The organism is Leptothrix cholodnii SP-6 (assembly GCF_000019785.1).
In the GTDB taxonomy this organism is placed as follows: domain Bacteria; phylum Pseudomonadota; class Gammaproteobacteria; order Burkholderiales; family Burkholderiaceae_C; genus Sphaerotilus; species Sphaerotilus cholodnii.
In genome coordinates this window covers 1,429,565-1,454,662 of record NC_010524.1, presented here as the reverse complement: position 1 = coordinate 1,454,662, position 25,098 = coordinate 1,429,565, and the positions used below count along the sequence as shown (strand labels likewise).

Below are 25,098 nucleotides of genomic sequence, written 5' to 3'. Positions count from 1 at the left end.
GCTCTGAAAGCATGTGGTTACAACACGCTGCCGCGCTGTGCACGTCGTGCCTCGTTCGTGGGCATGAGCCCGCGACTGCGAAGCAGACGCACAAGGTCGTGCAATAACCGGGCCGTAGAGCGACAGGCAAGGGTGCGTGATTCAAGTGGCGCGATCGATCTTGATGCAGGTCAACCGAGCCTCGTCAGGTCGCGCCACGGGCCGCGATGTGCACGGCGATGAGCTTCATCTGGGGCTCGCCATGTCAGCCGAACTTGAAGAGGATGCCGTGGCCGCCGCGCGGGTATTCCCACGCCACGTTGGCGTGCTCGGTACAGATCACCCGGCAGCTGCCACATTCGAGGCAGCCGTCGGTGATCAGCGTCACCGCGCCGTTGCCTTCGGCCTTGTAGCAGGCCGCGGGGCACACATAGGTGCACTGCTGGCTCTGGCAGTCATTGGCACAGACCTCGGGTTTCCTGATCTGGATGTGCGGCCGACCGTGGTCGACCTTGTAGCGGTTCTGGAAGAGCTTCTCTTCCACGTTCACAACGGTGCTCATCGCGTGGCCCTCCAGATCTTGATGGCATCGCCCACCAGGCCGGTGAGCTTGCGGGCGGACTTGAAGCTGCCCATCACTTCGCGCTGCTTGGTCATCTTGTCGATGCCGTCGACCGTGAACATCGTCTTGGCAGCGCGGTTGACGAGGCCCGGATAGGTTGTGAAGAACTGCGGGCTCTTCTCGAGCACGTCGGGCATGTGGCGGTACTTCTTCAGGTCCTTCATGACGAAGCTCTCGTCGAGCGTGTCCTTGTAGGCCTTGAGCGTCTTCTCGGTCATCGCCTTGCCGGCGGCCTTGGCGGCAATCACCGTCTCTGCCGCGATGCGTCCGGTGGTCATTGCCAGGTTCGAGCCTTCACGATGCGCGGCATTGACGAAGCCACCCGAGTCGCCCACGATCATCCAGCCGTCACCGAAGATCTTGGGCACCGCATTGAAGCCGCCTTCGGGGATCAGGTGCGCGCAGTATTCCTTCATCTCGCCGCCCGCGATCAGCGGCGCGACCGACGGGTGCGCCTTGAGCTTTTCGAGCAGCGCGTAGGGCGTGGTCTTGTTCGGGTTGTTCTTGAAGTCGCTCAACATGCAGCCCACGCCGATGGTGAGCGAATCCTTGTTGGTGTAGAGGAAACCGGTCCCGACCATGCCCTCGGTCACCGAGCCCATCAGCTCGATCACCACGCCCTCTTCTTCACCGATGTTGAAGCGCGCCTGGATCACCTCTTCGGGCATGAAGAGGATTTCCTTGACCGCCAGCGCGACGTTCTTGCTCGACAGCTCGCCGTGGAAACCGGCCTTGCGTGCCAGCGTCGAATTGACGCCGTCGGCCAGGATCACCACGTCGGCAAAGACGTCGCCGCCCATGCGGTCGCAGCGCACGCCCACCACCTTGTCGTCGTCCATCAGCAGCTGCTCGACGGTGGTCTCGCAGATCAGCAGCGCGCCGGCTTCGCGCACCTTGGAGCTGAACCACTTGTCGAACTGGGCGCGGATGATGGTGTAGCGGTTGTACGGCGGCTTGTTGTAGTCGTCGCTGCGGTAGTGGGTGCCGACGAAGCTGTTGTCGTCGAGCAGCCACATGCGCTGCTCGATGATGTGGCGCTCCAGCGGCGCATCGTCGCGGAAGTCGGGGATGATCTTCTCCAGCGCATCGCTGTAGAGGATCGCGCCCTGCACGTTCTTCGAGCCCGGGTACTCGCCGCGCTCGATCTGCAGCACCTTCAATCCGGCTTTCGCCAGCGTGTAGGTGGCCGCGTTGCCCGATGGGCCCGCGCCGACCACGATTGCATCGAATTTCTCTGCCATGGTTGTTGCTCCTTCAGATCAGGCTACTTTGCGGATGCGCTTGTCCAGGTAGGACCTGAACTGCTCGGTGAGCACCGGCAGCACCTGCATCGCGTTGCCGACGATGCCGTGGTGAGCGAAGTCGAAGATCGGTGCATGGGGGTCGGTGTTGATCGCGACGATGATGTCGCTGCTCTCCATGCCCACGCGGTGCTGAATGGCACCGCTGACGCCCGCGGCGATGTAGAGCTTGGGCCGCACGGTCTTGCCGGTCTGGCCTACCTGGCGCTCGGCGTCCATCCAGCCGGCCTGGGTGACGGCGCGAGTGGCGCCCACCTCGGCGCCCAGCACGCGGGCCAGGTCCCACACCAGCCGGCAGTTGTCGGCGTTCTTCAAGCCCTTGCCGGCCGTGATGATGATGTCGGCATAGGCCAGGTTCACCGTGTTGCGGTTGGCGTCGGGGATGAACGCCAGCAGCTTGGTGACGATGTCGGTCTCGATCATGCCCAGCGCCATCGTGGAGATGCTGCCGCTGCGGCTCTCGTCGCGCCTGGGCATGGGCGCGGTGCGCGGGCGCATCGTGGCCATCTGCGGCCGGTAGGCCAGCGTCATGATCGTGCACAGCAGGCTGCCGCCGAAGGTCGGGCGCGTGGCGGCCAGAGCCCGGCCGTCGATGTTGAGCTCGGTGCAGTCGGCCGTCAGGCCGGTGCCCAGCGTGGTGGCCACCGAGCCGGCCAGGTCGCGGCCCATGGTGGTGGCGCCCAGCAGCATGATCTCGGGCTGGTGCTTGTTCACCAGGTCGGTCAGGCCCTTGGTGAAGGGCTCGTTGCGATAGCCCTGCAGCGCCGGGTCACGCATGACGTAGCAGTGATCGGCGCCGTAGACATAGGCTTCGCGGGCGTAGTCTTCGAGCTTGTCGGCCGGGCCGCCCATCAGCACGCCGCTCACCTCCACGCCCAGCTTGTCGGCCAGCTTGCGGGCCTCGCCCATCAGCTCCCAGCTCACGCTGTGCACCTGGCCACGGTCGTGTTCGATGAACACCCACACGCCCTTGTAGACCTTCAGGTGCTCGGGCAGTTCGGTGCTCCGGCCACTGCGGCCCGCTGTCTTTGCGGCGCCTGCGGCGGCGGCGTTGGCCATCGCAGGCTTGTTGGATTCGGCCATGTGTCTTCTCCTCTGGATGGGGGCGGGGCTCAGGCGCTCAGGCGCTCGACGGTTTCTTGTTCAAGCGTCGGGTGGGTGGTGAAGATCTTCTGCAGCAGGTTCAGGCACGCGTCGTTGACGCTGGCGCCATCGCCCACCTCCTGCATGTCGGCGCGTTCCTTGCGCGCCTTGGGCGCGAACACCTTGCTGACGATGGTGGGGCTGCCCTTCAGGCCGATCTTGCTGACGTCCTCGATGCCGGCGTCGTCCTTGTTCCACTTGGCGCAAGGCACCCGCGCGGCGCGCAGCATGTCGTCCATGGTGGCGAAGCGCATCTCGTTGGTACCTTCGAGCATCGTGATCAGGCTGGGCAGCGTGGTCTTCAGGCGCTGCACGCCGCCCTCGGCGCGGCGCTCCACGGTGATGGTGCGGCCGTCCAGATCCAGCTCGTTGATCTTGCTGACGTAGGTCAGCAGGTTCAGGCCCAGCCGTTTGGCGACGCCGGGGCCGACCTGGGCCGTGTCGCCGTCGATGGTCTGCTTGCCGGTGAAGATCAGGTCGACCGCCTGCTCCTGGCCGATCTTGCGGATCGCCGCGGCCAGCGCATACGAGGTGGCCAGCGTGTCGGCACCGGCGAAGGCACGGTCGGTGACGAGGATGGCATCGGTGGCGCCGAAGCTGATGCACTTGCGCAAAGCGTCCTCGGCCTGCGGCGGGCCCATGCACAGCATCGTGACGCGGCCGCCGAACTGGTCCTTGAGCCGCAGCGCTTCTTCGAGCGCGAACAGGTCGTAGGGGTTGACGATCGCCGGCACGCCCTGGCGCATGATGGTGTTGGTCACCGGGTGCACGCGGATCTGGGCGGAATCGGGCACCTGCTTGATGCAGACGACGATGTGCATGCTGGGTTCTCCTGAGGGATCGGTGGGTCTTGTCGTGGGGTCGGGCTCAGGCCGCGCGCAGCTCGGGGCCACCGGCGCTCTTGCGGCGTTCGGCCAGGCTGTCGCGCAGGCTGGTGACCGATACATGGCCCTGGCCATCGGCGTCCTGGAAGACCTTGAAGACCTTCTCCTTGACCGCCGTCGAAGTGGTGAAGTCCTGGTAGGCCTGCGCCAGCAGTTCGCGGTAGCGGCGGAACATCTCGACGTCGTCCAACCCGGCCAGCCCCTCGGCGCGGTGCAGGTACTGGTAGAAGCGCTTGAGGATGTGCAGGCGGTTCACGTGCACCACCCGCTCCTCGTAGGCGATGCCGAAGAATTCGAGAAACTCGTTGGCGCTCGAGAGGGCCTTGAGGCGTGTGGTCAGGTCGTCCATCGTTGGCTCCGTGCAGGGTTGATCGAGGTCAGGGGGCGTGATCAGGCCGCCAGTCGGGCCCGTGGCAGAACGTCGAAATACAGGCCCCGCAACTCGGCGTCGCTGGGCTCGCGTTTGGTGTCGACCGCGTGGGCGCGGATGCGCGCCAGCAGGCGCGGCGCGGCGGTGTCGTCGGGCATCGGCAGGCCCAGGCGCTCGCAGGCGGCGCGCACGCCGGCCGAGCCCGAGTGCTTGCCCAGCACGAAGCGATGGCTGCGGCCGAGCTCGGCGGGGTCGAAGCTCTCGTAGTTGCGGCGGTCCTTCAGCAGGCCGTCGACGTGGATGCCCGACTCGTGCCAGAACACCGCGTCGCCGACGATGCACTTGCCCGCAGCCACCGGCCGCCCGGCGGCCTGGGCCACCAGCGCGGACAAGTGCGGCAGCGCACGGCTGTCGACGCCCGACTCGACACCGTGCAGGTGGCGCAGCGCCATCACGATCTCCTCGAGCGCGGCGTTGCCGGCGCGCTCGCCCAGGCCGTTGACCGTCGTGCTCGCATGCGTGGCGCCGGCGCGAAAGGCCGCCAGCGTGTTGGCCGTGGCCAGGCCAAGGTCGTTGTGGGCGTGGATCTCGATCTCGAGATCGGTGCTGCGACGCAGTTCGCCGATGCGATCGAAGGTGCCGAACGGATCGAGGATGCCGAGCGTGTCGGCATAGCGCACGCGCACCGCGCCCGCGGCCTGGGCCGTGTCGGCGACTCGCGCCAGAAAGCCTCGGTCGGCGCGTGAGGCGTCTTCGAGGCCGACGCTCGGGGTCAGGCCGGCATCGCGCGCGGCGCTGACGCAGCGCTGCACCATGCCCAGCACCCAGCCGCGATCGCGGCCGAGCTTGCGTTCGATCTGCAGGTCCGACACCGGCACGGCCAGATGCACGAGATCCGCACCACAGCGTGCGGCCGACCGCAGGTCGAGCTCGGACATGCGCGCCCACACCATCGTGCGCGCCTTCAGGCCCGACTGCGTGATGGCGCGGATCAGGTCGATCTCGGCCTCGCCCATCGCCGCGGCGCCGACCTCCATCTCGGGCACGCCGGCCAGGTCGAGGGCGCGTGCGATGGCGAGCTTTTCCTGATCCGTGAAGGCCACGCCCGCGGTCTGCTCGCCGTCGCGCAACGTCGTGTCGTTGAGGGTGAACGGCAAATGGGTGGGGGCGTACATCGCAGGCTCCGGGGGTTGTCACACCGTCTTTCGCAAGCCGTGTGCCATGTCACATGAACACGCCAAGTCATTGAAAACAAAGACTTTTGTTTCCAACGTCAGCGTGCGGCCAAGGCCATCTGCGGGCTGTATCGATTGTTCGTTTCTCGACAGGCCGACCGCCCGGCGCCACCAAGCAGAAGACGGCCCGCAGGCCGTCTTCTGGTTGCGCAACGCGACTCGGTGCGTCACTTCTCGCGTGCGTGGTTCTTGGTGTAACGCGGCAACTCGATCACCAGCGCCGGGCCTCGAACCTTGACGCAGCACGACAGGCGCGACTGGCCGTCGAGGCCCCAGGCGGCGTCGAGCTGGTCCTCTTCTTCGTCGTCGGCCGGCTCGAGGTGTTCGCCACCGGCGCGCACATGCACGTGGCAGGTGGCGCAGGCGCCGACCTTCTCGCAGGCATGTTCGATCGCCACGCCGTGTTCGAGCAGCGCATCGACCAGCTTGCGGCCGGCGCGGGCCTCGAACGCGAGGCCTTGCGGGCACAGCTCGGGGTGAGGCAGCAGCTTGACCGTGGTGGGCGGCTTGATCGGCTTGGCCGGGCTTGCGAAGGTTTCTGCGGCGGACATGTCGGTGCGGCTCCAGTGGGGGCGATCGGAGATCAGACGGCGATCTGATCGAGCGTGCGCCCGCTCAGCGCGCTGCGCACGCGGGCGTCCATGCGGCGCCCGGCAAACGCGGTGGTGGCCGCATTCAGGCCTTCGGTGGCGCGGCGCAGGTTCTCGCGCATGTCCTTCTGCAGCTCCCGCGTGCCGCCTTCGTTTTCGGCGCACTCTTCGAGCAGATCGGCCACGTCCTGCATCGCGCGCAGGATCTGGAACTGCTCCTTGGGCCGCAGCAGCGCCTCGTCGACGCTGATGGCCGCATCGACCGCATCGAGCAGCCGGCGCGCGTCGACCTCGGCCTCGCGCAGCATGCGTGCGGCGGCATCGGCATCGGCGCTGCTGATCGCGCTGCGCAGCATGTGTGCCACGGTGTCGCTGGCCAGGCCGTAACTCGGCTTGACCTCGACATGCGCCTGCACGCCGCTGACCTGCTCGCTCGCACTCACCGACAGCAGGCCGTCGGCATCGATCTGGAAGGTGACGCGGATGCGCGCCGCGCCCGCAACCATCGGCGGAATGCCGCGCAGCGTGAAGCGCGCCAGCGAGCGGCATTCGCTCACCAGTTCACGTTCGCCCTGCACCACGTGGATGGCCATCGCGGTCTGGCCGTCCTTGAAGGTGGTGAAGTCCTGCGCACGGGCGGTCGGCACGGTGGTGTTGCGCGGCACGATCTTCTCGACCAGGCCGCCCATCGTCTCCAGCCCGAGCGACAACGGATTGACGTCGAGCAGCAGCAGGCCGTTGTCACCGGCGGCGCGGTTGCCGGCCAGTTGATCGGCCTGGATCGCCGCACCCAGCGCCACGGCCTGGTCGGGGTCGATGTTGGTGTAGGGCTCGCGGCCGAAAAAATCCGCCACCGCGCGGCGCACGTGCAGCATGCGGGTCGAACCGCCGACCAGCACGATGCCGTCGACCTCGCCGGCCTTCAGCCCGGCGTCGCGCAGCGCGCGCTTGACCGGCGCGATCGTGCGGGCCACCAGCGCCTGCGTCTGCGCCTCGAAGACCTCGCGCGTCAGCCGGGCGATCTGCGTGGCACCGTCGTGGCGCTGGCAACGCATCGTCACTTCGGCCTGGCTGCTCATCGCCTCCTTGGCGCTGCGCGCCGCGGCGTTCAGGGCGGCGGCATCGCGCTCGCTCCATTCGAACAGCGGGTCCTGGTTGCAGAACCAGCGCACCAGACAGGCGTCGAAATCGTCGCCGCCCAGCATCGCGTCGCCGTTGGTCGACAGCACCTCGAACACGCCGCGCGCGAGCCGCAGGATCGACACGTCGAAGGTGCCGCCGCCGAGGTCGTAGACGCCGTAGACGCCCTCGTTGGCGGTGTCCAGGCCGTAGGCCACCGCGGCGGCGGTGGGCTCGTTGAGAAGGCGCAGCACGGTGATGCCGGCGCGCTGCGCGGCGTCCTTGGTGGCCTGGCGCTGGGCGTCATCGAAGTAGGCCGGCACGGTGATCACCGCGCCCACCAGCGCGCCACCCAGCGAGGCCTCGGCGCGGCTCCTGAGCGTGCGCAGCACCTCGGCGCCGATCTCGACCGGGCTCTTCAGGCCGGCTCGGGTGGCCACGCCCACCGCGCTCGGCCCCATCGGCGTGAGCGCATAAGGCACGGTGCCGGGGCCGATGTCGACCGGCGAGCGGCCGATCAGGCGCTTGGCCGAGGCGATGGTGTTCTGCGGATCGCCGAGTGCCAGCGCGCAGGCGGCGTCGCCCACCAGCACCTCGCCATCGGCGGCGTAATGCACCACCGACGGCAGCAGGCAACGCCCGGCCTCGTCGGCCAGCACCGTGGGCAGACCGCTGCGCAGCGTGGCCACCAGCGAGTTGGTGGTACCCAGATCGATGCCGACCGCCAGCCGATGCTGGTGCGGCGCCGCCGCGCGGCCGGGTTCGGCGATTTGCAGCAGTGCCATGCGATACCCCGTGTGTTGTCAGACCGTGAAACTCTCGCCACAGCCGCAGGTGGCCGAGGCGTTCGGGTTGTTGAACTGGAAGCCTTCGTTCAAGCCGTCGCGCACCCAGTCGAGCTGGGTGCCGTCGACCATCGGCAGGCTCTTGGCGTCGACCAGCACGAACACGCCTTCGCTCTCGAAGCTCAGGTCTTCGGGCGCGGGTGCATCGGCAAATTCGAGCGCGTAGGCATAGCCCGAGCAGCCGCTGGTCTTGACAGCCACGCGCAGGCCGTAGCCGCTGCCGCGCTGATCGAGCGCCTTGCGGATCTGGCGCGCAGCCTTGGGGGTGACGGTGACAGTCATGACGGCCTCCCGGTCAGACCGAGAACGAACTGCCGCAGCCGCAGGTGCTGGCGGCATTCGGATTGCGGATCACGAAGCGCGAGCCTTCCAGGCTGTCCTCGTAGTCGATCTCGGCGCCCATCACGTACTGCATGCTCGAGGCATCGACCAGCACGTTGATGCCGCCGGCGGCCACGCAGGTGTCGTCGGCCTTGGCCTCTTCGTCGAAGGCGAAGCCGTACTGGAAACCCGAGCAGCCGCCGCCGGTCACGAAGATGCGCAGCTTGAGATTGGGGTCGCCCTCTTCGGCAATCATCGCGCCGACCTTGCTGATCACGGCGTCGCTGATGCGCAGCGGCGTGGCACCTTCAGGCAGCACGAAGGGTGCCGACGGCGGCAGGCCACCGGTCGAGCAGGAAGAGGCGGCGTTGGGTTGCGATTGGCAAGCGGACATGGTGCGGGCTCCTGAACAGGAAATTTGCGTTGACAGCGATGCGGGAGAGGCTCAGGCCGCGGCCTTGGCCGGGCTGCAGGCGGGCTGCTCGATGTGGGCGTCGTGGCGGTGGCGGTAGTCGGCCACCGCCGCCTTGATCGCGTCTTCGGCCAGGATCGAGCAGTGAATCTTCACCGGCGGCAGCGCCAGCTCTTCGGCGATGGCCGTGTTCTTGATCGCCAGCGCCTGGTCGAGCGTCTTGCCCTTGACCCACTCGGTCACGAGCGACGACGAGGCGATCGCCGAGCCGCAGCCGTAGGTCTTGAACTTGGCGTCCTCGATCATCCCGGTGAGCGGGTTGACCTTGATCTGCAGCTTCATCACGTCGCCGCAGGCCGGCGCGCCGACCATGCCGGTGCCGACGTCATCGTCTTCGGCCGTGAAGCCACCGACGTTGCGCGGGTTTTCGTAGTGTTCGATGACTTTGTCGCTGTAGGCCATTTGGGGTTCCTCAGGCTCATGCCATGAGCCAGTGAATGGAAAGAAGGATCGGGATCAGTGTTCAGCCCATTGCACGGTGCGGATGTCGATGCCGGCGCAGTGCATGTCCCACAGCGGGCTCAGGTCGCGCAGGCGCTCGACGGTGTGCTTGACCTTGGCGATCGCGGTGTCGATGTCCTGCTCGCTGCTGAAGCGGCCGACCGAGAAACGCACCGAGCTGTGCGCCACCTCGTCGGACAGGCCGAGCGCACGCAGCACGTAGCTGGGCTCCAGGCTGGCGCTGGTGCAGGCCGAGCCGGACGACACCGCGATGCCCTTCATGCCCATCAGCAGCGACTCGCCTTCGACGAAGGTGAAGCTGATGTTGAGGTTGTGCGGCACGCGCTGCTCGAGGTGGCCGTTGATGCGCACCTCGGGGATCGCCTGCAGGCCCGCCAGCAGGCGGTCACGCAGGCCGCGGATGCGTTCGTTCTCGGCACCCATGAAGTCACGCGCCAGCCGGTAGGCCTCGCCCATGCCGACGATCTGGTGCGTGGGCAGCGTGCCCGAGCGCATGCCGCGTTCGTGGCCGCCACCGTGGATCTGCGCCTCGATGCGCACCCGCGGCTTGCGCCGAACGTACAGCGCACCGACGCCCTTGGGGCCGTAGGTCTTGTGCGCCGACAGGCTCATCAGGTCGATCGGCAGCGTGGCGAGATCGATCGCCACCTTGCCGCTGGCCTGCGCCGCATCCACATGGAACAGGACGCCCCGATTGCGGCACAGCGCGCCGATCGCCGGGATGTCCTGGATCACGCCGATCTCGTTGTTGACGTACATGACCGAGACCAGGAGGGTGTCGGGGCGGATCGCCGCCTTCAGCACCTCGAGGTCGATCAGTCCGTCTTCCATCACGTCGAGGTAGGTGACCTCGAAGCCGCTGCGCTCGAGTTCACGCATCGTGTCGAGCACCGCCTTGTGCTCGGTCTTGACGGTGATCAGGTGCCGGCCCTTGGCTGCGTAGAACTGCGCCGCGCCCTTGATGGCGAGGTTGTTCGATTCGGTCGCACCCGAGGTCCAGACGATCTCGCGCGGGTCGGCGCCGATCAGGCGGGCGACGTGTTCGCGGGCGATCTCGACCGCCTCTTCGGCGGCCCAGCCGTAGGCGTGGCTGCGCGAGGCGGGGTTGCCGAAGTTCTCGTAGAGGAACGGCAGCATCGCGTGCACCACCCGGGGATCGACCGGCGTGGTCGCGGCGTAGTCCAGGTAGATCGGTTTGGCATCCGGCTGCTTCAGGTCCATCGCTCGACTCCGTCAAAGGGGGCTTTGACGTAGGCATCTCAAGGACCGTGCCAATGGCTCTCAGCGTGAGCTGCAGTGCAGAAAAACAGCCTGCGATCAGGCACTTGGCGCATTTCAGAGGCGGCAGGACGGGCCACCGGCCGCGTGGTGAAGGTGTCGACAAGGCTGTCGGTTTTGTCGCAACCCTGACGCAGGGGCCGACACCCGCGAGGCGACTGCGCCCTGCATCTTCCGAGCCACGCCTACATCATCCGAACAGCTCATGTTCACCCACCCGGACACGACAGCTGTCATGCGTCAACGAATGGTTTCAAATCTGCGTTAAACAGGAGCCTCGGCTCAGCCGAACCGAGGGCTTGAAACGACGCATACCGCGCCGGTGATCATGATTCGCTACAAGGAGGCCATCATGAGTTCCATGACCGTCACCGTCTGCTCGACCGGCTTCGAGATCCGCTTCCAGTCGCTGTTCCAGACTGGCCGGGCCGTGAGTTTCCCGTGTGATGCCCAGGGGCATGTCGATCTCGATGCGATGACTGAACGTGTGCGCCTGTCCTACCTGCGCGCCAGGGCGCTGGTCGGACGCGAATACGCGGCGCCCGCCGTGCTCCCGACCGATCTGCACTGAACTCAGCGCATCAACGCCACACCCTTGATCTGCGCGTACAGGTGCGCGCCCGGATGCAGGCGCAGCGCCTCGCTCGATCGGCGCGTGATGCGGGCCAGCAGGCGGGTGGCGCCGGTGGCATCGGCGCCGGGCTCGATGTGGCCGATCAGCAGCCGCAAGGTGGCCGTGCCCGCGTCGGCCTGCAGGTGTTCGAGCGTGACCGGCAGCACGTTGAGGATGCTGCTGGCCTGCGGCGGCTCGCACACCACGCTGACGTCGCGCGCCAGCACGCGGGCTCGCACACGCGCGCCCGGCGGCTTGTCGACCAGGCCGATCCACAGGCCGCCAGCGGGCAGCTGCAACCGGGTCAGGTGATAGGGCGCATCGTGCGCGGCGACGACCGCGTCGATGACGACGCCGGCATCGTCGGCCTGCGCCAGCGGCAGGTCGGTGCGAGCCAGCAGCTCGGACAAGGGGCCCGCCGCCAGCACGCTGCCGGCGCGCATCAGCACCAGGTGATCGGCCAGGCGCGCCACCTCGTCCATCGCATGCGTGACGTAGACGATCGGCATCGCCAGCTCGCCGTGCAGCCGCTCCAGGTACGGCAGGATCTCGGCCTTGCGTGAGGCGTCGAGCGCGGCCAGCGGCTCGTCCATCAGCAGCAGCCGCGGGCTGGTGAGCAGGGCACGGGCGATCGCCACGCGCTGGCGTTCACCGCCCGACAGCGTGGCCGGCTTGCGCGTCAGCAGGTGGCCGATGCCGAGCAACTCCACCGCCTGCTCCAGCGCGATCTTGCGATGGTCGGCGGCGATGCGGCGCCGGCCGTAGACCAGGTTGCGCTGCACGTCGAGGTGCGGAAACAGCGCCGCCTCCTGGATCACGTAGCCGATCGGGCGCTGGTGGGTGGGCATGAAGACACCGGTGGCGTCGTCCTGCCAGACCTCGCCGGCGATCACCACCCGGCCCTGCGCCCGCTCCAGCCCGGCCAGCGCGCGCAGCACCGTGGTCTTGCCGCAGCCCGACGGCCCGAACAAGGCGGTGATGCCGCGCCCCGGCAAGGCCAGGTCGACATCGAGCCGGAAGCCGGGCCGACCGATGGCGAGCCGCAGCTCGATGCCCGGCACCGCGGCGTCAGCGGGCCGCGCCATCGTGAGTGTCCCGGTGTGCCGGTCGATTGACGAGGTACAGCGTGCTCAGCACCACCAGCGCGAACACCACCATCGCCGCAGCCAGGCGGTGCGCGTCGGCGAACTCGGTGGCCTCGACGTGGTCGTAGATCGCCACGCTGAGCACGCGGGTCTTGCCGGGGATGTTGCCGCCGATCATCAGTACCACGCCGAACTCGCCCACCGTGTGCGCGAAGCCCAGCACCGCGGCGGTGACGAAGCCGGGTCGGGCGAGTGGCAAGGCGATCGTGACGAAGCGATCCCACGGGCTGGCGCGCAAGGTGGCGGCGGCTTCGAGCAGGCGCTGCGGAATGGCCTCGAAGGCCTGCTGCAGCGGCTGCACGACAAAGGGCAGCGAATACAGCACCGAGGCGACCACCAGACCCGCAAAACTGAAGGGCAGACGACCCAGGCCGAGTGCCTCGGTGGTCTGGCCGACCCAGCCTTGCGGCCCCAGCAGCAGCAGCAGGTAGAAACCCAGCACGGTGGGCGGCAGCACCAGCGGCATCGCCACCAGCGCCGACCAGAACGGCTTGAGCCGCGACGGCGTGCGCGCCAGCCACCACGCGACGGGCGTTCCGACGATCAACAGGATGACGGTGGTCAGCCCCGCCAGCTCGGCGGTCAGGCGGATGGCGAGCCAGTCGGATGCGGAGAAGAACATCGTTCAGTGGCTGTAGCCGTAGGCCTCGATCACGGCTCGGGCCGGTGCGCTGCGCAGGTAGTCGAGCAGTGCGCGGGCGGCCAGGTTCTTGTCGCCGGCCTTGAGCAGCACCGCATCCTGGCGGATCGGCGCATGCAGCGAAGCCGGTACCCGCCAGTGCGAGCCCGGCACCGGCTTGCCGGGCACCAGCACCTGCGACAGCGCCACGAAACCCAGATCGGCATTGCCGGTGAACACGAACTGATAGGCCTGCGCGATGCTCTCGGCCGTCACCAGCCGGGGCGCCAGCGCGTCATGCAAACCACGCGCCCTCAGCACTTCGAGGGCGGCTGCGCCGTAGGGCGCGAGCTTGGGATTGGCGATCGCCAGATGCGCGAAGCCCTGGCTGCTCAGCACCTGGCCCTGGGCATCGACGAGCCCCGGCCGGGCGCTCCACAGCACCAGCTGGCCGATCGCGTAGGTGAACTGGCTGCCGGCCACGGCGAGGTTCTCGGCGATCAGCTTCTTCGGCGTTTCGTCGTCGGCAGCGATCAGCACCTCGAACGGTGCGCCGGCCTTGATCTGGCTGTAGAACCGGCCGGTGGCACCGGACGACACCACCAGCTGGTGGCCGGTGGCCGCGGTGAACGCCGCGCCGATCTGCGCCAGCGGGCCGACGAAGTTGGCGGCCACGGCCACCTGCACCTCGCCCGCGTTCGCCAGGCCGGCCGAACAGCCGAGCCCGATGGCCATCGCCAGGCCGGTGATCCAGTTGATGCGCCGCATGTCACTCGCAGGGTTCGTCGTCACAGTCCGCATTGTCGCCGTCAGGGCGGCCTTCAGGCCGCCACCGCGTCCTCGGGCCCGAAACAGACGGCGTAGTCGCTGCACACGCTGCAACTGGGCGCGCGGCAGATCGACAGCTCGGCCTTGTCGCACAGCTGCTTGTAGAGGAACTTCTTCCACTTCATGTCGCGTTGATTGCGCTCGGCGAGCTGCGGAAACCAGCGTGCCATCAAGGCGCTCAGCTCGCGCCGCGAGGGCAGGTGCAGGTCCTGCCACAGGTGGTTGTCGGCCAGCGTGGCCTGGCTCACGGCATGAGCCAGCCAGAGCGCCTCGTCGCGCGAACCGGCCGCGGCGCTGGCGCTGTCGGTCAGCAGCGCGACCAGGTCCTCGATCTCGTCGTAGCGCGGCTCGACACGCGCCGCGGCCTGGACCAGCGCCTGCCACTCCAGCCCCAGCACCCGCTCGGCACCCGGGAACCAGCGCGCCAGCAGGCGGCGCGTGGCGGCCGCGCCCAGGCCGGCGAGCGGCAGCTGGTGCGTGCCGTGGCTGGCGAACGCGGTGGCCAGCACGCCGGCCAATGCCTGGACCTCGGGCGCGTCGACATCGGCAGCGCACGCCATCAGGGCCGACCAGTGAGCCAGCCGCTCGCCCACCGGCAACGAGCCGTGCACGCCCGAGGGCGACACCGACAAACGCAGACCGATGACCTTGCGCGTCAGCGTGTTCATGCCGGTGCTCCTCAGGCGTTGGCCGCAGCGTGCGTGTAGCACTTCTTCGGGCAGATCCTCGCGCAGGCGGTGCAGCCGATGCACAGCGCCTGGTGCGCGATCGTCATGACCTTCTTCTCGTACTCTTCATCGTCGTCGTCCTCGTCGGACGACACCGCGATGCGCTCGCCTTCGTCGTTCAGGCCGACCAGTTCGAGCACCCCGCGCGGGCAGACCTTGAAGCAGCGGCCGCAGCCGATGCAGGTGTCCTCGTTGATGTTCTGGACGAAGGTGGGGGTCCAGCTTTCGCCGCTGGGCAGCGTGACGGAAAAGTGGCTCATGGTGCTCTCCCGGGCCCGCTCACGCGGGGGTTGCGTCCGCCAGCTGCTTGCGCGCGGCCATCAGGGCGGCATGCGCGTCGTGGGCGGTCCTGGCGACGTCCAAGATCTTTTCCCAGTTCGTCGGCAGGTCTTCGGACAGGTCGTGCAGGTCCATCTTGGACTGCGTGGCGCGAGCGTTGAGTTTCTTGATCTCGGCCTTGAGGGTGTCGATGTCAGCCATGGTTTTTACTCGTTCCGTCCTCAGCCGTAGGTGGCCACTTCCTTGTACTTCTCGACCATGCCCACGCCTTCGTTGACCAGCCTGGTGCCGGCCTCGGCGAGCTTGGCCAGGCTGGCGTAGCCGAAGCGGTGCACGTCGCGCAGATGGCGGTTGACGACGATCAGCCGGCCCGCGGTCAACACGGCGCGGCCGAAGCCCTCGTGGCTCATCTTCATCATCGGGCTGACCATGCAGCCGGTGGCGCGTTCGATCGACAGGCCGATGGCGTTGTGGAACAGGTCCAGGCGCCACAGCGTGTCGGGATCCGGGTCGCCCATCATCGGCAGCGCGCGGCGCTGTTCGGCGGTGAGGATGTAGGGCTCGAGCAGCTTGGCGTCGCTCTTGCCTTCCCAGGTGCCGTGGGTGTCCTGGGCGCGGATCTGCTTGATCAGCTCCACGATGAACGGATCCTTGAGCAGCGCTTCTTCGCTGGGGGCTTCAACTGCGGTCGCTTCGGTCATGACTTCACCTTGGGTTCGTTTGCGAGTTCGTCGTCGTCTTCAAAGCGGTTGGCCGGTTCCTGGCCCTTCATCACGGCCTTGCGCAACCACGGCGGCGGCGTACCCTTGAGCACGACCTGCAGCTTGTCGAGGATGTCCAGGATCGGCTCGGGCTGCGTCACCTTGACCGGGTGGATCTTGGTGGCCACCACGCGCGCCGCGGCCGAGCCGCCGATGGCGGCCACGTAGACGATGGCGCAGTCCCTGATGGCATCGAGCTTGGGCGCGAGCTTGTCCTCGTTGCCGTCTTCGGCGAGGTCTTCACCGAAGCCGAAGTCCTGCACGAAGCTGTAGCCGTCGGCGTCGATCTCGTAGACCGCCAGGTGTTTGGCCCAGCCGAAATGCGCGTCGACGCGCTGCTGGTCCTGGGTGGCAAAAGCGATTTTCATCGGGGGCTCCTGGGTGGTTGCTGGAAGCTTGAAATCAGACGCTGACCGCCGCCTCGCCACGCGCCGCCGCCAGCGCCTGTTCACCGAGCGGCCAGGCGTCGGGGCCGTGGCGCGGGGTGTGATCCATCAGCACGTTGCCGACCTCGTAGACGAAGTTGCGCGTGCCGCGATAGCCCACGTAGCACTTGTGCGAATTGCCGATGCGGTCGAAGGTCGGGATGCCCAGGCGAAACAGCGGCTTGCCCAGCCGCTCGGCCGCCTGGCGGCCATGCGAGTGCGTCATCAGCAGGTCGCAGCCGGCGGCCTTGGCGGCCATCTCGAAATCCTCGAGATCGCCGACGATGACCTCGTTGCTCGGCAAACGTGCCAGCAGCGGCGAGGCGGTCGTGGTCACGCACACCGCCAGCCCGGCGCCCATCTCGGTCAAAAAGCTGCCGATGGCCCACAGCAGATCGGGCTCGGCACCGAGCGCGATCTTGACGTTGCCGAAGTGGAAATGGCCGTCGAGCATCGCGTCGACCAGCTGGCTGCGCTGGCGCTTGATGCGCGTGGGCACGGGGCGGCCGGACAGCGTGGTCAGATGCCGGATCAGTGCGTCGGTGGCGGTCAGGCCGGTGAGCCGGTCGAACAGCGTGTACGGCACGCCGCAGCGCTTCTGCAGCGCCTCGGCGGCCGGGCGCATCTGCTCGCCGATCGCCAGCGTGTGGGCCGCGGCGCCGAGCTGCTGCATGTCCGTCAGCGACGTGCCGCCGAGCGTGGTGCCCAGCCAGTCGTCGGGTATGTGGCCGTCGAGCGAGCCCGACACATCGGGCACGAAAGTCGGCTTCAGCCCGAAAGCCTCGATCAGCTCGCGCAACTCCTCGATGTCACCCGGCGTCAGGTGGCAACCCGGCAGCACGTTGATGCGGTCCGGCAGGCGCGGCAGATCGGTGTGCGGCAGTTGCGACACCAGCGTCGTCACGGCCTTGGCCCAGCCATCTTGAAACGCACCGGCGTAGTCGGGCGTGCTGACGTAGACGATCGCGGTGTCGGCGAGCTCGGGGTGCTTCTTGCGCGCCAGCGTCAGGTAGCCCTCGACGTCGTCGCCCTTGGTTTCGGTCAGCCCCGTCGAGCAGATCGCGATCAGCTGCGGCTTGGCGCGGCTGCGGATGTTGAGCAAGGCGCGCTCGATGTTGTCGTAGCCACCCATGATGGTGGTGGTCTCGTTCATCGCGGTGGTCTGCAGCGGGATCGCCTCCTTGAAATGCCGCACCAGCAGCACCAGGCCGAACGAGGTGCAGCCCTGCGAGCCGTGCATCACCGGCATGCAGCTCGCCAGCCCCATGAAGGCGTAGGCAGCACCGAGCGGCTGGCTCATCTTGAGCGGGTTGACCGCGCAGGACTTCTTCGATTCGACGACGTGGGCCATTGCAGGACTTTCGGAAGCGGGGCTTGCCGGAGTCGTCGCACGAACGATGCCAGATCAGAAAGTCCTTGTCTGACAGGCACTTGGGGTCATCATGGAGTACGGAAGAAAGCACACATGGCACTGTTTGGCTGGTTTGACACAAAACAGCCACTCGGACCGGTGGGCTGCAAAGCATGGGCACCCGTGACACAGATCAAATCGACGAAGATGGCAGACGGCTCTTGCGGATGCCGTTCAAGTATTCGTGCCGAAGGCCGAAGCCATGGCCTGATATTGGCTGATCCCCCCCATTTCCGAGACTCCCGATGGCGACACTTCTCTGGCTGCAGACCGGCTCGTGTGGCGGCGACTCGCTGGCCATCCTGAGCGCCGACTCGCCCAGCCTCGAACAGCTGCTCGACAGCTATTCGATCGAGCTGCTGTGGCACCCCTCGCTTTCGAACGGGCATGCCCGGCGGCTCGACCGGGTCATCGACCAGATCCTGGCCGGCGAGCAGGCGCTCGACATCCTGTGCGTCGAAGGCAGCATCATCACCGGGCCGCGTGGCACCGGGCTCTACGACCCGTGGCGCGGCGGCGCCAAGATGAACCTCGTGCGCGACCTGGCCGCCAAGGCCGGCGCCGTGGTGGCGATGGGCACCTGCGCCGCGTACGGCGGCATCCACGCGGCGCCGCCGAACCCGTCGGACTGCACCGGCCTGCAGTTCGACCACGAACAGCCCGGCGGGCTGCTCGGGCCGGGCTGGCGCTCGCGCAGCGGCATGCCGGTGATCAACGTGGCCGGCTGCCCGGCCCATCCGCACGCGATGACGCAGACCCTGGCAGCGCTGGCGGCCGGCCTGCCGCTCGAGCTGGACGCGATCCATCGCCCGGTTTCGCACTTCAGCACCATGGTGCACCAGGGCTGCACGCGCAACGAATACCACGAGTACAACATCGAGGACAGCACGCCCGGCGGCAAGGCCTGCATGTTCTTCAACCTCGGTTGCCAGGGGCCGCTGACACGCGCGGTCTGCAACACCGACCTCTGGAACGGCGTGAGCAGCAAGACCCGCGCAGGCGTGCCGTGTTTCGGCTGCACCTCGCCGAACTTCCCGCACGACGGCGACCTGTTCAGCACCGAGAAGATCGGCGACGTGCCGATCCGGCTGCCGCTGGGGGTGGAGCGGCCGCGCTACATGGCCTACAAGAACCTGGCGCGTTCGGCCGCCCCGCCGCGGGTGCGCAACAAGAAGATGGAACCTTGACGTCCACAGCTGGAGCACGCACATGGCACGCATCGAACTGAACGTCGACCTGAACCGGGTCGAGGGCGACCTGTCGATCCAGGTGACGCTCGAAGACGGCGTGGTGGTGGCGGCCCGCACCGCCGGCACGATGTACCGCGGCTTCGAGCAGATCCTGCTCGGGCGCACGCCGCGCGACGCGATGGTGATCACCCCGCGGGTGTGCGGCATCTGCGGCACGGCGCATCTGTATGCGGGCGTGCTGGCGCTGGAACAGGCCTGGAACACGCCGGTGCCACCCAACGCGACGCGCATCCGCAACCTGTGCCTGATCGCCGAAGGCCTGCAGAACGACCTGCGGCAGACCTTCCTGTTTTTCGCGCCCGACCTGTGCCACCCGCGCTACGCGGGCGATGTGCTGTTCGAGCCGATGATGCGGGCCTTCGAGCCGTTCAAGGGCGACATCTACCGCGAGACGCTGGCGATGACACGCCGCGTGCTGGAGATCGTCGCGCACTTCGGCGGCCAGTGGCCGCATTCGTCCTACATGCTGCCCGGCGGCGTGGTGACGCCGCCGGACACCCGCCGGCTGATCGCCTGCCGTTCGGTCATCGACCAGCTGCAGCGCTGGTACGAGCAGCGCATCATCGGCGCCGGCCTGGACGAATGGATGGCGCTCGGCTCGGCCGATGCGCTGTTCGAGTGGCTGGAGCGCCCCGGCCCGGCCAACGCCGCGCTCGGGCTGATCACCCGCTTCCTGCGTTCGCAGGGCATGCACCGGCTGGGCATCGGCACGCCGCACATGATCTCGTTCGGCGCTTGGTGCGACCCGCAGCGCTGGGGTCCACCTTATGACGCGCACCTGCTGCCAGGCGGCTTCTACGACAGCGACAGCGGCCAGGTCCAGCCGCTCGACCCTTCGCTGGTGACCGAGCATGTGCGCCACTCCTGGTTCAAGCCCTACGAAGGCGGGCGCCATCCCTACGAGGGCGAGACGGTGCCCGACTACCAGCCCGACAGCGACCGCTACAGCTGGGCCAAGGCGCCGCGCTATGGCGGCCGCGTGGTGCAGACCGGCCCGCTGGCCGAGCTGCTGATCGGCGGCGACGCGCTGGTGCGCGACCTGCACGCCACCGAGGGCGCGGGCGCCTGGCTGCGCCAGTTCTCGCGCGTGCGGCGCATCGGCTTCGAACTGCGCCAGGCACGCCGCATGCTCGACGAGCTGGGCGCGCATCTGGGCGAGCCGCATTTCGTGCCGCCCGCGCCGGGTACCGAAGTCGACGGCCAGGGCTGCGGCCTGGTGATGGCCGCACGCGGCGCGCTGGGGCATTGGGTGCGGATCGAAAACGGCGTGATCCAGAAGTACCAGATCGTCACGCCCACGGCCTGGAACGCCTCGCCGCGCGACAGCGACGGCGTGCCGGGGCACTGGGAGTCGAGCCTGGTGGGGCTGAAAGTGCAGGACCCCGACGACCCGATCGAGATCGGCCACCTGATCCGCTCGCACGACCCCTGCCTGGTCTGCACGGTGCACTTCGTCGACAGTGGCCGACAGCTGACGATTGGCGCGTGAGACAGCCCATGCGACGACACCTGCTCTGCTTCGGCAACGAGCTGCACGGCGACGACGGCTTCGGCCCGGCCGTGGGCCGGCGTCTGCTCGCGCAGCCCTTGCCGCGGCCGTGGGAACTGCATCAGATCGGCACGCGCGGGCTCGACGCGCTGTCGCTGCTGCTCGACTGCGAGGCCGCCATCGTCATCGACGCCGCCGCGCCGCACGGCCAGCCGGGCCGGCTGCGCGAACTCGATGTGTCGGCGGTGGCGACCGAAGCGTCGATCGTCGGCCACGGCATGGGCCTGGGCTTCGTGCTGCGGGCCTTGCAGGCCAGCGGCGAGCCACGGCCCGCGCTGCGCATCCTGACCGCCGAGATGGCCGACGTGAGCCCGTTCCGCATGAGCCTGTCGCCGGCGGTGGCCGAGGCCGTCGATGCGGCCGTGGTGCAGATCCGGCTTTGGATGAGCGACGATGCAGCGCCTTGCTGAAGGCCGCCCGCCGCACCGCTGTCCCTGTTGCATCTGACCATGGGTTCGCTCCATCCCACGCTGCCGGCGCCGACCGCGGCGACCCGCTGCGCGCCGCTCGACGAGGCGGCCGCGCTGCGCCTGGAGATCGAGGCCCTGCGGCTGGCCAACGCCGCGCTCGAATCCCAGCTGCTGGCAGGCTCCGAACAGGCCGAATCGATGTTCGTCCAACTGGAGCGGCAACGCAACGCGCTGCGTGACGCCCATGGCCGCGAGCAGGCGCTCTCGGCCTTCGCGCAGCGCGTCATGGACACCGTCGGCGGTGTCGTCATCGCGCTCGATCCGCAAGGGCGGCTGCGACAGCGCAACCGCCACTGCCAGAACGATCTGGCGCCACTGCCCGAGGGCAGCAGCGTCGACCTGCTGCTGCATCCGCAGGATCTCGCCGCCCTCGAGGCGGCGCTGCCGCACCTGCCGTGGCAGGTCCATTCGGTGCTGTTCGAGACCGTGCGCCGCCAGGGCGGCTACCGGGCCGAGCACCAGTTCGCGATGCGCGACGGCAGCTACCGCTACCACCTGGTCGAGGCGGCGATGCTCTACAGCGCCCAGAACAAGGAGGAAGGCGCGGTGCTCAGCGGCACCGACATCTCCGAGCTCAAGCGGCAGGAGCAGCACCTGCGCGCCAGCGATGCGCGCTTCAACCAGGCCGAACACGTGGCCCGCGTCGGCAGCTGGGATCTCGTGCCACACACCGGCGCGATGACCTGGTCGGTCGAGATGGCCCGCATCTTCGACATCACCGCGCAGCCGCACGCGTCGCACGATGCAGCCGGCGCATCGGTGTACTCGCAGGCAGACTTTCTCGCGGCCGTTCATCCCGACGAACGGGCGCGGGTGGTCGCGGCGCAGGCCGCTGCGAGCGCCGAGCACCGGCCCTGCGACATCGAGTTCCGCATCGTCACGTCCGGCGGCAAGATGAAATGGGTGCACCTGCGCTCGACCACCTTCCACGGCGACGACGGCCGGCCGCTGCGCAGCGTCGGCACCGTGCAGGACATCACCGAACGCCGCCAGGCCGAAGACGAGATGCGACTGGCTGCGAGCGTGTTCGACAACAGCCTCAACGCCATCCTGATCGCCGATGCCAACGGCCGCATCCGCAAGGTCAACCGGGCCTTCACCGCCATCACCGGCTACACCGCCGAAGAGGCGGTCGGCGACACGCCGCGGCTGATGAAGTCCGGCCTGCACTCGCCGGGCTTCTATGGCGAGATGTGGGCCGAGCTGCAGGCATGCGGAAAGTGGGACGGCGAGCTGATGAACCAGTGCAAGGACGGCCGGATCATCTCGGTGCGCGAAAGCATCGCCGCCGTGCACGACCCGGCCGGCGCGGTGGCCTACTACATCGGCATCTTCCACGACATCACCGAACAGAAGGCCTCGGCGCAGCGCATCCACCAGCTGGCCTATTACGACGTGCTGACCGGCCTGCCCAACCGGGCGCTGCTGATGGACCGCTGTCAGCACGAACTGGCGCGCGCCATGCGCGACGGCAAGCGGCTGGCCGTGCTGTTCCTCGACCTCGACCGCTTCAAGCACATCAACGACAGCCTGGGCCACCCGGTCGGCGACGGCCTGCTGCGTGCGGTGGCCCAGCGCCTGCAGGGCACGCTGCGCGACTCCGACACCATCGCCCGGCTCGGCGGCGACGAGTTCATCGTGCTGCTGGAGCACGTCGAGACCAGCGCCGGCGTGGAGCTGGCGGCGCGGCGCATCCTGGATGCGTTCCGCGATCCGTTCCAGCTCGAGGAACACCGCCTGTCGGTGGGCGCGAGCGTGGGCATCAGCCTGTTCCCCGACCATGCGTCGGACATCACCAGCCTGTTCAAGTACGCCGACCTCGCGCTGTACCAGGCCAAGGCGGCCGGCCGTGGCGACTTCCGCTTCTTCGAGCCGCGTTTCAACGACGCCGCGAAAGACCGCATGCGGCTGGAGCGGGAGCTGCGCCAGGCCCTCGAGCGCAACCAGCTGAGCCTGCAATACCAGCCGGTCTTCGCCCTGCCCGACGGACGGCTCGCAGGCGCCGAGGCGCTGCTGCGCTGGACGCATCCGGCGCTGGGCTCGGTCTCGCCCGCCACCTTCATCCCCATCGCCGAGGACAGCGGTCTGATCGTGCCCATCGGCGCCTGGGTGCTCGAACAGGCCTGTCGCCAGGCGCGCCAGTGGCTCGACGCCGGGCTGGATCCGGGCGTGATCGCCGTCAACCTGTCGGGCATGCAGATCCAGCGCAACGACCTGGTCGACACGGTGAGCTCGGTGCTGGCGCGCACCGGCCTGCCGGCGTGCCACCTGGAGCTCGAGATCAGCGAGTCCTACATCACGCGCCATGCCGAGTCGGATCTGCAGCGGCTCGGGCAGCTGCGCGCGCTCGGCGTCTCGATGGCGATCGACGACTTCGGCACCGGCCAGACCTCGCTCGGCCACCTGCGGCGCCTGCCGGTCAGCAAGCTGAAGATCGACCGATCCTTCATGGCCGACATCGAGCACGATGCGGCCGCCGCAGCCGTGACGCGCGCCATCATCGGCCTGGGCCATGGCCTCGGGCTCACCGTCGTGGCCGAAGGCGTCGAGAGCGCGGCCCAGGAAAGCGCCCTCGTCGCGCAGCACTGCGACCTGGTGCAAGGCTTCCGCTACGCCAGGCCGCTCGACGCGCCGGTGTTCGCCGCGCTGTGTGCCCGCCCGCAGCCCCTGCGGTGACGCTCAGGCCGGTGCCGCCTCGGCCGCCAGCTGCGCGGCGTCCTGCTCGACCAGCAGCGGGTCGACCGCCTCCCACGGCGCGGGTGTGCGCACCTGCGCCCACATCGGGTTGAAGAGCGCCTTGTCGATCTCCGCGATCATCGTCACCATGCCTTCGTAGCCGGCAAAGGCGTGGTGGCGTTCCTGGTTGATGTCCATCCAGGGCATGCGCGCCTTCAGCGCGACGAACTGGCTGCGGCCGCCGCTCAACATGATGTCGGCCTTCGCGTCGCGCAGCATCGCGTACATCTGGCGCGGCGTCATGTCGTCGATCATGTGGGCGTCGGCATCGTCGCCCATGATGTCCTTGAGCTTGCGCTTGTCTTCCTGGGTCGATTTCTTGACGCTGGTGCCGACCACTTCGAGGCCGGCTTCCTGCAGCGCCGAGACCACGCTCCAGCTCTTGACGCCGCCGGTGATCAGCAGCACCTTCTTGCCCGCGAGCCGCTGCTTGTAGGCGCGGATGCGCTCGAAGGCACGCGCTTCCTCGACCGCGATCAGCGCCTCGGTGCGGTCCTTCAGATCACTCGGTGCGCCGGTCTGAACCAGCAGCCGGGCGATCTCGCGCAGCGTGGTGCTCATGTCGCTGATGCCGTAGAACGAGCCTTCGAAATACGGGATGCCCCAGCGCTGCGCCATCTTGGTGGCGATGTTGATCATCGACTTGGAGCACACCATCATGTTGGCGCGGGCACGGTGCGCGGAGGCCACCTCGGCGTAGCGGCCATCGCCCGAGATGCAGCTGAGGATGCGCACGCCCAAGGCGTCGAGCAGCGGCTTGACCTGCCAGAGTTCGCCGCTCAGGTTGTACTCGCCGATGATGTTGATGTCGTACGGCGTGGTGACTTCGGGCTCGATGGTGCCGACCACGTGGTCGAGCAGCGCCTCGGCGCCGAGCTTGTTGCCCAGGTTCTTCGGGCCGGCGAAACCGGGTGCGTTGACGGGGATCACCGGCTTGCCGAACTTCTCGGTGGCGCGCTTGCAGACCGCCTCGATGTCGTCGCCGATCAGGCCGGTCACACACGTCTGGTAGACGAAGATCGCCGGCGGATTCACCTTCTCGATGATCTCGCGGATGGCCTTGAACAGGCGCTTCTCGGCGCCGTAGATGACGTCGAGTTCGTTGATGTCGGTGGTGAAGCCGGTGCGGTAGGTGGTCGCACCCGACGACGCGCTGTGGCGGTTGTCCCAGCTGTTGCCCTCGCAGGCGATCGGGCCGTGCACCAGGTGCGCCACGTCGACGATCGGCTGCAGCGCGATCTTGGCGCCGTCGAAGGCGCAGCCGCCCGCCGCGGCGCCGGGCGTGAGCTGCTTGGTGCAGCCCTTCTTGCGTTCCTTCTCGCTCTTGGCCTGGTTCTTGTCGCAACCGGGCTCGTCGAACACTTCGGCGATCTTGGCTTTGAGGGATGCGGACATGCGGGTTTCCTGGCTGGGCAACGGGTCGAACCGGCGGTTCGAGCGAGCTGTTGCAGCTTCGATGCCAGGCCGGAAAGCCCCGCCACATCAAGCACTTGCCTCGACAAGAGGCGATCGCACCTTGCACGGCAACCGCACCGCCGAGGCATTTGGCGGCTTTGCGACAAATGCGCGGCCGGCGCGAACAACCCCACCGACGTCAACCCGGATGGCATGCCACGGCGGATGGGAATAACCTGCACCGGTGGTTTGTTGATCCCCGTCAAAT

Annotated in this window: 27 protein-coding genes; 5 read left to right on the top strand and 22 right to left on the bottom strand. The window is 68.1% G+C overall.

The features are described from left to right. Positions 1-244 precede the first annotated feature (244 nt). The 12 genes from LCHO_RS06850 to LCHO_RS06795 all read right to left on the bottom strand — a co-directional run bounded on the left by LCHO_RS06850 (position 245) and on the right by LCHO_RS06795 (position 10,564). A complete protein-coding gene (locus LCHO_RS06850) occupies positions 245-541 on the bottom strand; it encodes a ferredoxin family protein (protein WP_012346401.1) in 297 nt (98 codons plus the stop codon). After that, positions 538-1,842: an FAD-dependent monooxygenase gene (locus tag LCHO_RS06845; protein ID WP_012346400.1), complete on the bottom strand. Its 1,305-nt coding sequence runs from the start codon at positions 1,840-1,842 to the stop codon at positions 538-540. Before LCHO_RS06845 ends, LCHO_RS06850 begins: the two co-directional genes overlap by 4 nt. Positions 1,843-1,860: 18 nt before the next feature. Then, positions 1,861-2,985 carry an electron transfer flavoprotein subunit alpha/FixB family protein gene (locus tag LCHO_RS06840; protein ID WP_012346399.1) on the bottom strand — a complete coding sequence of 375 codons (1,125 nt, stop codon included), beginning with the start codon at positions 2,983-2,985 and terminating at the stop codon, positions 1,861-1,863. A gap of 29 nt (positions 2,986-3,014) precedes the next feature. Further along, positions 3,015-3,866 (bottom strand): electron transfer flavoprotein subunit beta/FixA family protein, encoded by an 852-nt coding sequence (locus LCHO_RS06835; protein WP_012346398.1) that lies wholly within the window; start codon positions 3,864-3,866, stop codon positions 3,015-3,017. A 46-nt stretch (positions 3,867-3,912) separates the two neighbouring features. Further along, positions 3,913-4,278: a nitrogenase stabilizing/protective protein NifW gene (nifW, locus tag LCHO_RS06830; protein ID WP_012346397.1), complete on the bottom strand. Its 366-nt coding sequence runs from the start codon at positions 4,276-4,278 to the stop codon at positions 3,913-3,915. Between the two features lie 41 nt (positions 4,279-4,319). Continuing rightward, the gene (gene nifV, locus LCHO_RS06825; RefSeq protein ID WP_012346396.1) at positions 4,320-5,474 is read right to left on the bottom strand and encodes a homocitrate synthase; all 1,155 of its coding nucleotides are present in this window, start codon (positions 5,472-5,474) and stop codon (positions 4,320-4,322) included. Positions 5,475-5,701: 227 nt separating this feature from the next. Beyond that, positions 5,702-6,085, bottom strand: coding sequence for a 2Fe-2S iron-sulfur cluster-binding protein (locus tag LCHO_RS06820; RefSeq protein ID WP_012346395.1), 384 nt, complete (start codon positions 6,083-6,085; stop codon positions 5,702-5,704). A 32-nt stretch (positions 6,086-6,117) separates the two neighbouring features. Further along, a complete protein-coding gene (hscA, locus tag LCHO_RS06815; protein ID WP_012346394.1) occupies positions 6,118-8,028 on the bottom strand; it encodes a Fe-S protein assembly chaperone HscA in 1,911 nt (636 codons plus the stop codon). Positions 8,029-8,046: 18 nt separating this feature from the next. Continuing rightward, complete coding sequence (locus LCHO_RS06810) at positions 8,047-8,370, bottom strand: HesB/IscA family protein (RefSeq protein ID WP_012346393.1); 324 nt, start codon at positions 8,368-8,370, stop codon at positions 8,047-8,049. 13 nt (positions 8,371-8,383) lie between these two features. Further along, the gene (gene erpA / locus LCHO_RS06805) at positions 8,384-8,803 is read right to left on the bottom strand and encodes an iron-sulfur cluster insertion protein ErpA (protein WP_012346392.1); all 420 of its coding nucleotides are present in this window, start codon (positions 8,801-8,803) and stop codon (positions 8,384-8,386) included. 51 nt (positions 8,804-8,854) lie between these two features. Next, positions 8,855-9,283: a Fe-S cluster assembly scaffold IscU gene (gene iscU / locus LCHO_RS06800; RefSeq protein WP_012346391.1), complete on the bottom strand. Its 429-nt coding sequence runs from the start codon at positions 9,281-9,283 to the stop codon at positions 8,855-8,857. A gap of 54 nt (positions 9,284-9,337) precedes the next feature. Beyond that, positions 9,338-10,564, bottom strand: a complete 1,227-nt coding sequence (locus LCHO_RS06795) for an IscS subfamily cysteine desulfurase (RefSeq protein WP_012346390.1) — start codon at positions 10,562-10,564, stop codon at positions 9,338-9,340. A 409-nt stretch (positions 10,565-10,973) separates the two neighbouring features. Between LCHO_RS06795 and LCHO_RS06790 the strand changes: the two genes are divergently transcribed. After that, a complete protein-coding gene (locus LCHO_RS06790) occupies positions 10,974-11,192 on the top strand; it encodes a hypothetical protein (RefSeq protein WP_150105424.1) in 219 nt (72 codons plus the stop codon). 2 nt (positions 11,193-11,194) lie between these two features. Here LCHO_RS06790 and modC read toward each other — a convergent pair whose 3' ends face one another. From modC to nifN, 9 genes are read right to left on the bottom strand one after another with little or no spacing between them, the layout of a single operon-like run. After that, entirely contained in the window at positions 11,195-12,319 is a 1,125-nt protein-coding gene (gene modC, locus LCHO_RS06785) for a molybdenum ABC transporter ATP-binding protein (protein ID WP_012346388.1), read from the bottom strand. Next, positions 12,303-13,001 (bottom strand): molybdate ABC transporter permease subunit, encoded by a 699-nt coding sequence (gene modB, locus LCHO_RS06780; protein ID WP_012346387.1) that lies wholly within the window; start codon positions 12,999-13,001, stop codon positions 12,303-12,305. The genes modC and modB overlap by 17 nt, the downstream gene beginning before the upstream one ends. A 3-nt stretch (positions 13,002-13,004) precedes the next feature. Then, positions 13,005-13,766, bottom strand: a complete 762-nt coding sequence (gene modA, locus LCHO_RS06775; protein WP_012346386.1) for a molybdate ABC transporter substrate-binding protein — start codon at positions 13,764-13,766, stop codon at positions 13,005-13,007. A gap of 53 nt (positions 13,767-13,819) precedes the next feature. After that, positions 13,820-14,494, bottom strand: coding sequence for a nitrogen fixation protein NifQ (locus tag LCHO_RS06770; protein ID WP_012346385.1), 675 nt, complete (start codon positions 14,492-14,494; stop codon positions 13,820-13,822). An 11-nt stretch (positions 14,495-14,505) separates the two neighbouring features. Then, positions 14,506-14,814, bottom strand: coding sequence for a ferredoxin III, nif-specific (gene fdxB / locus LCHO_RS06765; protein WP_012346384.1), 309 nt, complete (start codon positions 14,812-14,814; stop codon positions 14,506-14,508). A gap of 19 nt (positions 14,815-14,833) precedes the next feature. After that, positions 14,834-15,034: a CCE_0567 family metalloprotein gene (locus tag LCHO_RS06760; protein WP_012346383.1), complete on the bottom strand. Its 201-nt coding sequence runs from the start codon at positions 15,032-15,034 to the stop codon at positions 14,834-14,836. Positions 15,035-15,054: 20 nt separating this feature from the next. Then, a complete protein-coding gene (locus tag LCHO_RS06755) occupies positions 15,055-15,534 on the bottom strand; it encodes a NifX-associated nitrogen fixation protein (RefSeq protein WP_012346382.1) in 480 nt (159 codons plus the stop codon). Continuing rightward, a complete protein-coding gene (nifX, locus tag LCHO_RS06750) occupies positions 15,531-15,962 on the bottom strand; it encodes a nitrogen fixation protein NifX (RefSeq protein WP_012346381.1) in 432 nt (143 codons plus the stop codon). Before nifX ends, LCHO_RS06755 begins: the two co-directional genes overlap by 4 nt. A gap of 34 nt (positions 15,963-15,996) precedes the next feature. Beyond that, on the bottom strand, positions 15,997-17,370 hold the full coding sequence (nifN, locus tag LCHO_RS06745; RefSeq protein WP_012346380.1) for a nitrogenase iron-molybdenum cofactor biosynthesis protein NifN: 1,374 nt from the start codon (positions 17,368-17,370) through the stop codon (positions 15,997-15,999). Between the two features lie 305 nt (positions 17,371-17,675). Between nifN and LCHO_RS06740 the strand changes: the two genes are divergently transcribed. The 4 genes from LCHO_RS06740 to LCHO_RS24180 are packed head-to-tail and all read left to right on the top strand — an operon-like array spanning position 17,676 to position 23,375. Next, positions 17,676-18,617: an NADH-quinone oxidoreductase subunit B family protein gene (locus LCHO_RS06740; protein ID WP_012346379.1), complete on the top strand. Its 942-nt coding sequence runs from the start codon at positions 17,676-17,678 to the stop codon at positions 18,615-18,617. Between the two features lie 22 nt (positions 18,618-18,639). Continuing rightward, on the top strand, positions 18,640-20,169 hold the full coding sequence (locus LCHO_RS06735; RefSeq protein WP_012346378.1) for a nickel-dependent hydrogenase large subunit: 1,530 nt from the start codon (positions 18,640-18,642) through the stop codon (positions 20,167-20,169). 8 nt (positions 20,170-20,177) lie between these two features. After that, positions 20,178-20,639 (top strand): hydrogenase maturation protease, encoded by a 462-nt coding sequence (locus tag LCHO_RS06730; RefSeq protein WP_012346377.1) that lies wholly within the window; start codon positions 20,178-20,180, stop codon positions 20,637-20,639. A 39-nt stretch (positions 20,640-20,678) separates the two neighbouring features. Next, complete coding sequence (locus LCHO_RS24180; protein ID WP_012346376.1) at positions 20,679-23,375, top strand: sensor domain-containing protein; 2,697 nt, start codon at positions 20,679-20,681, stop codon at positions 23,373-23,375. 3 nt (positions 23,376-23,378) lie between these two features. Here LCHO_RS24180 and nifE read toward each other — a convergent pair whose 3' ends face one another. Further along, on the bottom strand, positions 23,379-24,830 hold the full coding sequence (nifE, locus tag LCHO_RS06720; protein WP_012346375.1) for a nitrogenase iron-molybdenum cofactor biosynthesis protein NifE: 1,452 nt from the start codon (positions 24,828-24,830) through the stop codon (positions 23,379-23,381). Positions 24,831-25,098: the final 268 nt, after the last annotated feature.

Coding starts and splice junctions, on each gene's coding strand:
- erpA (WP_012346392.1), bottom strand. CDS start 8,803: ATGTCCGCTTGCCAATCGCAACCCAACGCCGCCTCTTCCTGCTCGACC.
- LCHO_RS06755 (WP_012346382.1), bottom strand. CDS start 15,534: ATGACCGAAGCGACCGCAGTTGAAGCCCCCAGCGAAGAAGCGCTGCTC.
- nifX (WP_012346381.1), bottom strand. CDS start 15,962: ATGAAAATCGCTTTTGCCACCCAGGACCAGCAGCGCGTCGACGCGCAT.
- nifW (WP_012346397.1), bottom strand. CDS start 4,278: ATGGACGACCTGACCACACGCCTCAAGGCCCTCTCGAGCGCCAACGAG.
- LCHO_RS06835 (WP_012346398.1), bottom strand. CDS start 3,866: ATGCACATCGTCGTCTGCATCAAGCAGGTGCCCGATTCCGCCCAGATC.
- fdxB (WP_012346384.1), bottom strand. CDS start 14,814: ATGAGCCACTTTTCCGTCACGCTGCCCAGCGGCGAAAGCTGGACCCCC.
- LCHO_RS06740 (WP_012346379.1), top strand. CDS start 17,676: ATGGCGACACTTCTCTGGCTGCAGACCGGCTCGTGTGGCGGCGACTCG.
- nifE (WP_012346375.1), bottom strand. CDS start 24,830: ATGTCCGCATCCCTCAAAGCCAAGATCGCCGAAGTGTTCGACGAGCCC.
- LCHO_RS06790 (WP_150105424.1), top strand. CDS start 10,974: ATGAGTTCCATGACCGTCACCGTCTGCTCGACCGGCTTCGAGATCCGC.
- iscU (WP_012346391.1), bottom strand. CDS start 9,283: ATGGCCTACAGCGACAAAGTCATCGAACACTACGAAAACCCGCGCAAC.
- LCHO_RS06735 (WP_012346378.1), top strand. CDS start 18,640: ATGGCACGCATCGAACTGAACGTCGACCTGAACCGGGTCGAGGGCGAC.
- LCHO_RS06770 (WP_012346385.1), bottom strand. CDS start 14,494: ATGAACACGCTGACGCGCAAGGTCATCGGTCTGCGTTTGTCGGTGTCG.
- LCHO_RS06760 (WP_012346383.1), bottom strand. CDS start 15,034: ATGGCTGACATCGACACCCTCAAGGCCGAGATCAAGAAACTCAACGCT.
- hscA (WP_012346394.1), bottom strand. CDS start 8,028: ATGGCACTGCTGCAAATCGCCGAACCCGGCCGCGCGGCGGCGCCGCAC.
- LCHO_RS06845 (WP_012346400.1), bottom strand. CDS start 1,842: ATGGCAGAGAAATTCGATGCAATCGTGGTCGGCGCGGGCCCATCGGGC.
- LCHO_RS06850 (WP_012346401.1), bottom strand. CDS start 541: ATGAGCACCGTTGTGAACGTGGAAGAGAAGCTCTTCCAGAACCGCTAC.
- LCHO_RS24180 (WP_012346376.1), top strand. CDS start 20,679: ATGGGTTCGCTCCATCCCACGCTGCCGGCGCCGACCGCGGCGACCCGC.
- modA (WP_012346386.1), bottom strand. CDS start 13,766: ATGCGGCGCATCAACTGGATCACCGGCCTGGCGATGGCCATCGGGCTC.
- LCHO_RS06795 (WP_012346390.1), bottom strand. CDS start 10,564: ATGGACCTGAAGCAGCCGGATGCCAAACCGATCTACCTGGACTACGCC.
- modC (WP_012346388.1), bottom strand. CDS start 12,319: ATGGCGCGGCCCGCTGACGCCGCGGTGCCGGGCATCGAGCTGCGGCTC.
- LCHO_RS06820 (WP_012346395.1), bottom strand. CDS start 6,085: ATGTCCGCCGCAGAAACCTTCGCAAGCCCGGCCAAGCCGATCAAGCCG.
- LCHO_RS06730 (WP_012346377.1), top strand. CDS start 20,178: ATGCGACGACACCTGCTCTGCTTCGGCAACGAGCTGCACGGCGACGAC.
- nifV (WP_012346396.1), bottom strand. CDS start 5,474: ATGTACGCCCCCACCCATTTGCCGTTCACCCTCAACGACACGACGTTG.
- LCHO_RS06840 (WP_012346399.1), bottom strand. CDS start 2,985: ATGGCCGAATCCAACAAGCCTGCGATGGCCAACGCCGCCGCCGCAGGC.
- LCHO_RS06810 (WP_012346393.1), bottom strand. CDS start 8,370: ATGACTGTCACCGTCACCCCCAAGGCTGCGCGCCAGATCCGCAAGGCG.
- modB (WP_012346387.1), bottom strand. CDS start 13,001: ATGTTCTTCTCCGCATCCGACTGGCTCGCCATCCGCCTGACCGCCGAG.
- nifN (WP_012346380.1), bottom strand. CDS start 17,370: ATGGCCCACGTCGTCGAATCGAAGAAGTCCTGCGCGGTCAACCCGCTC.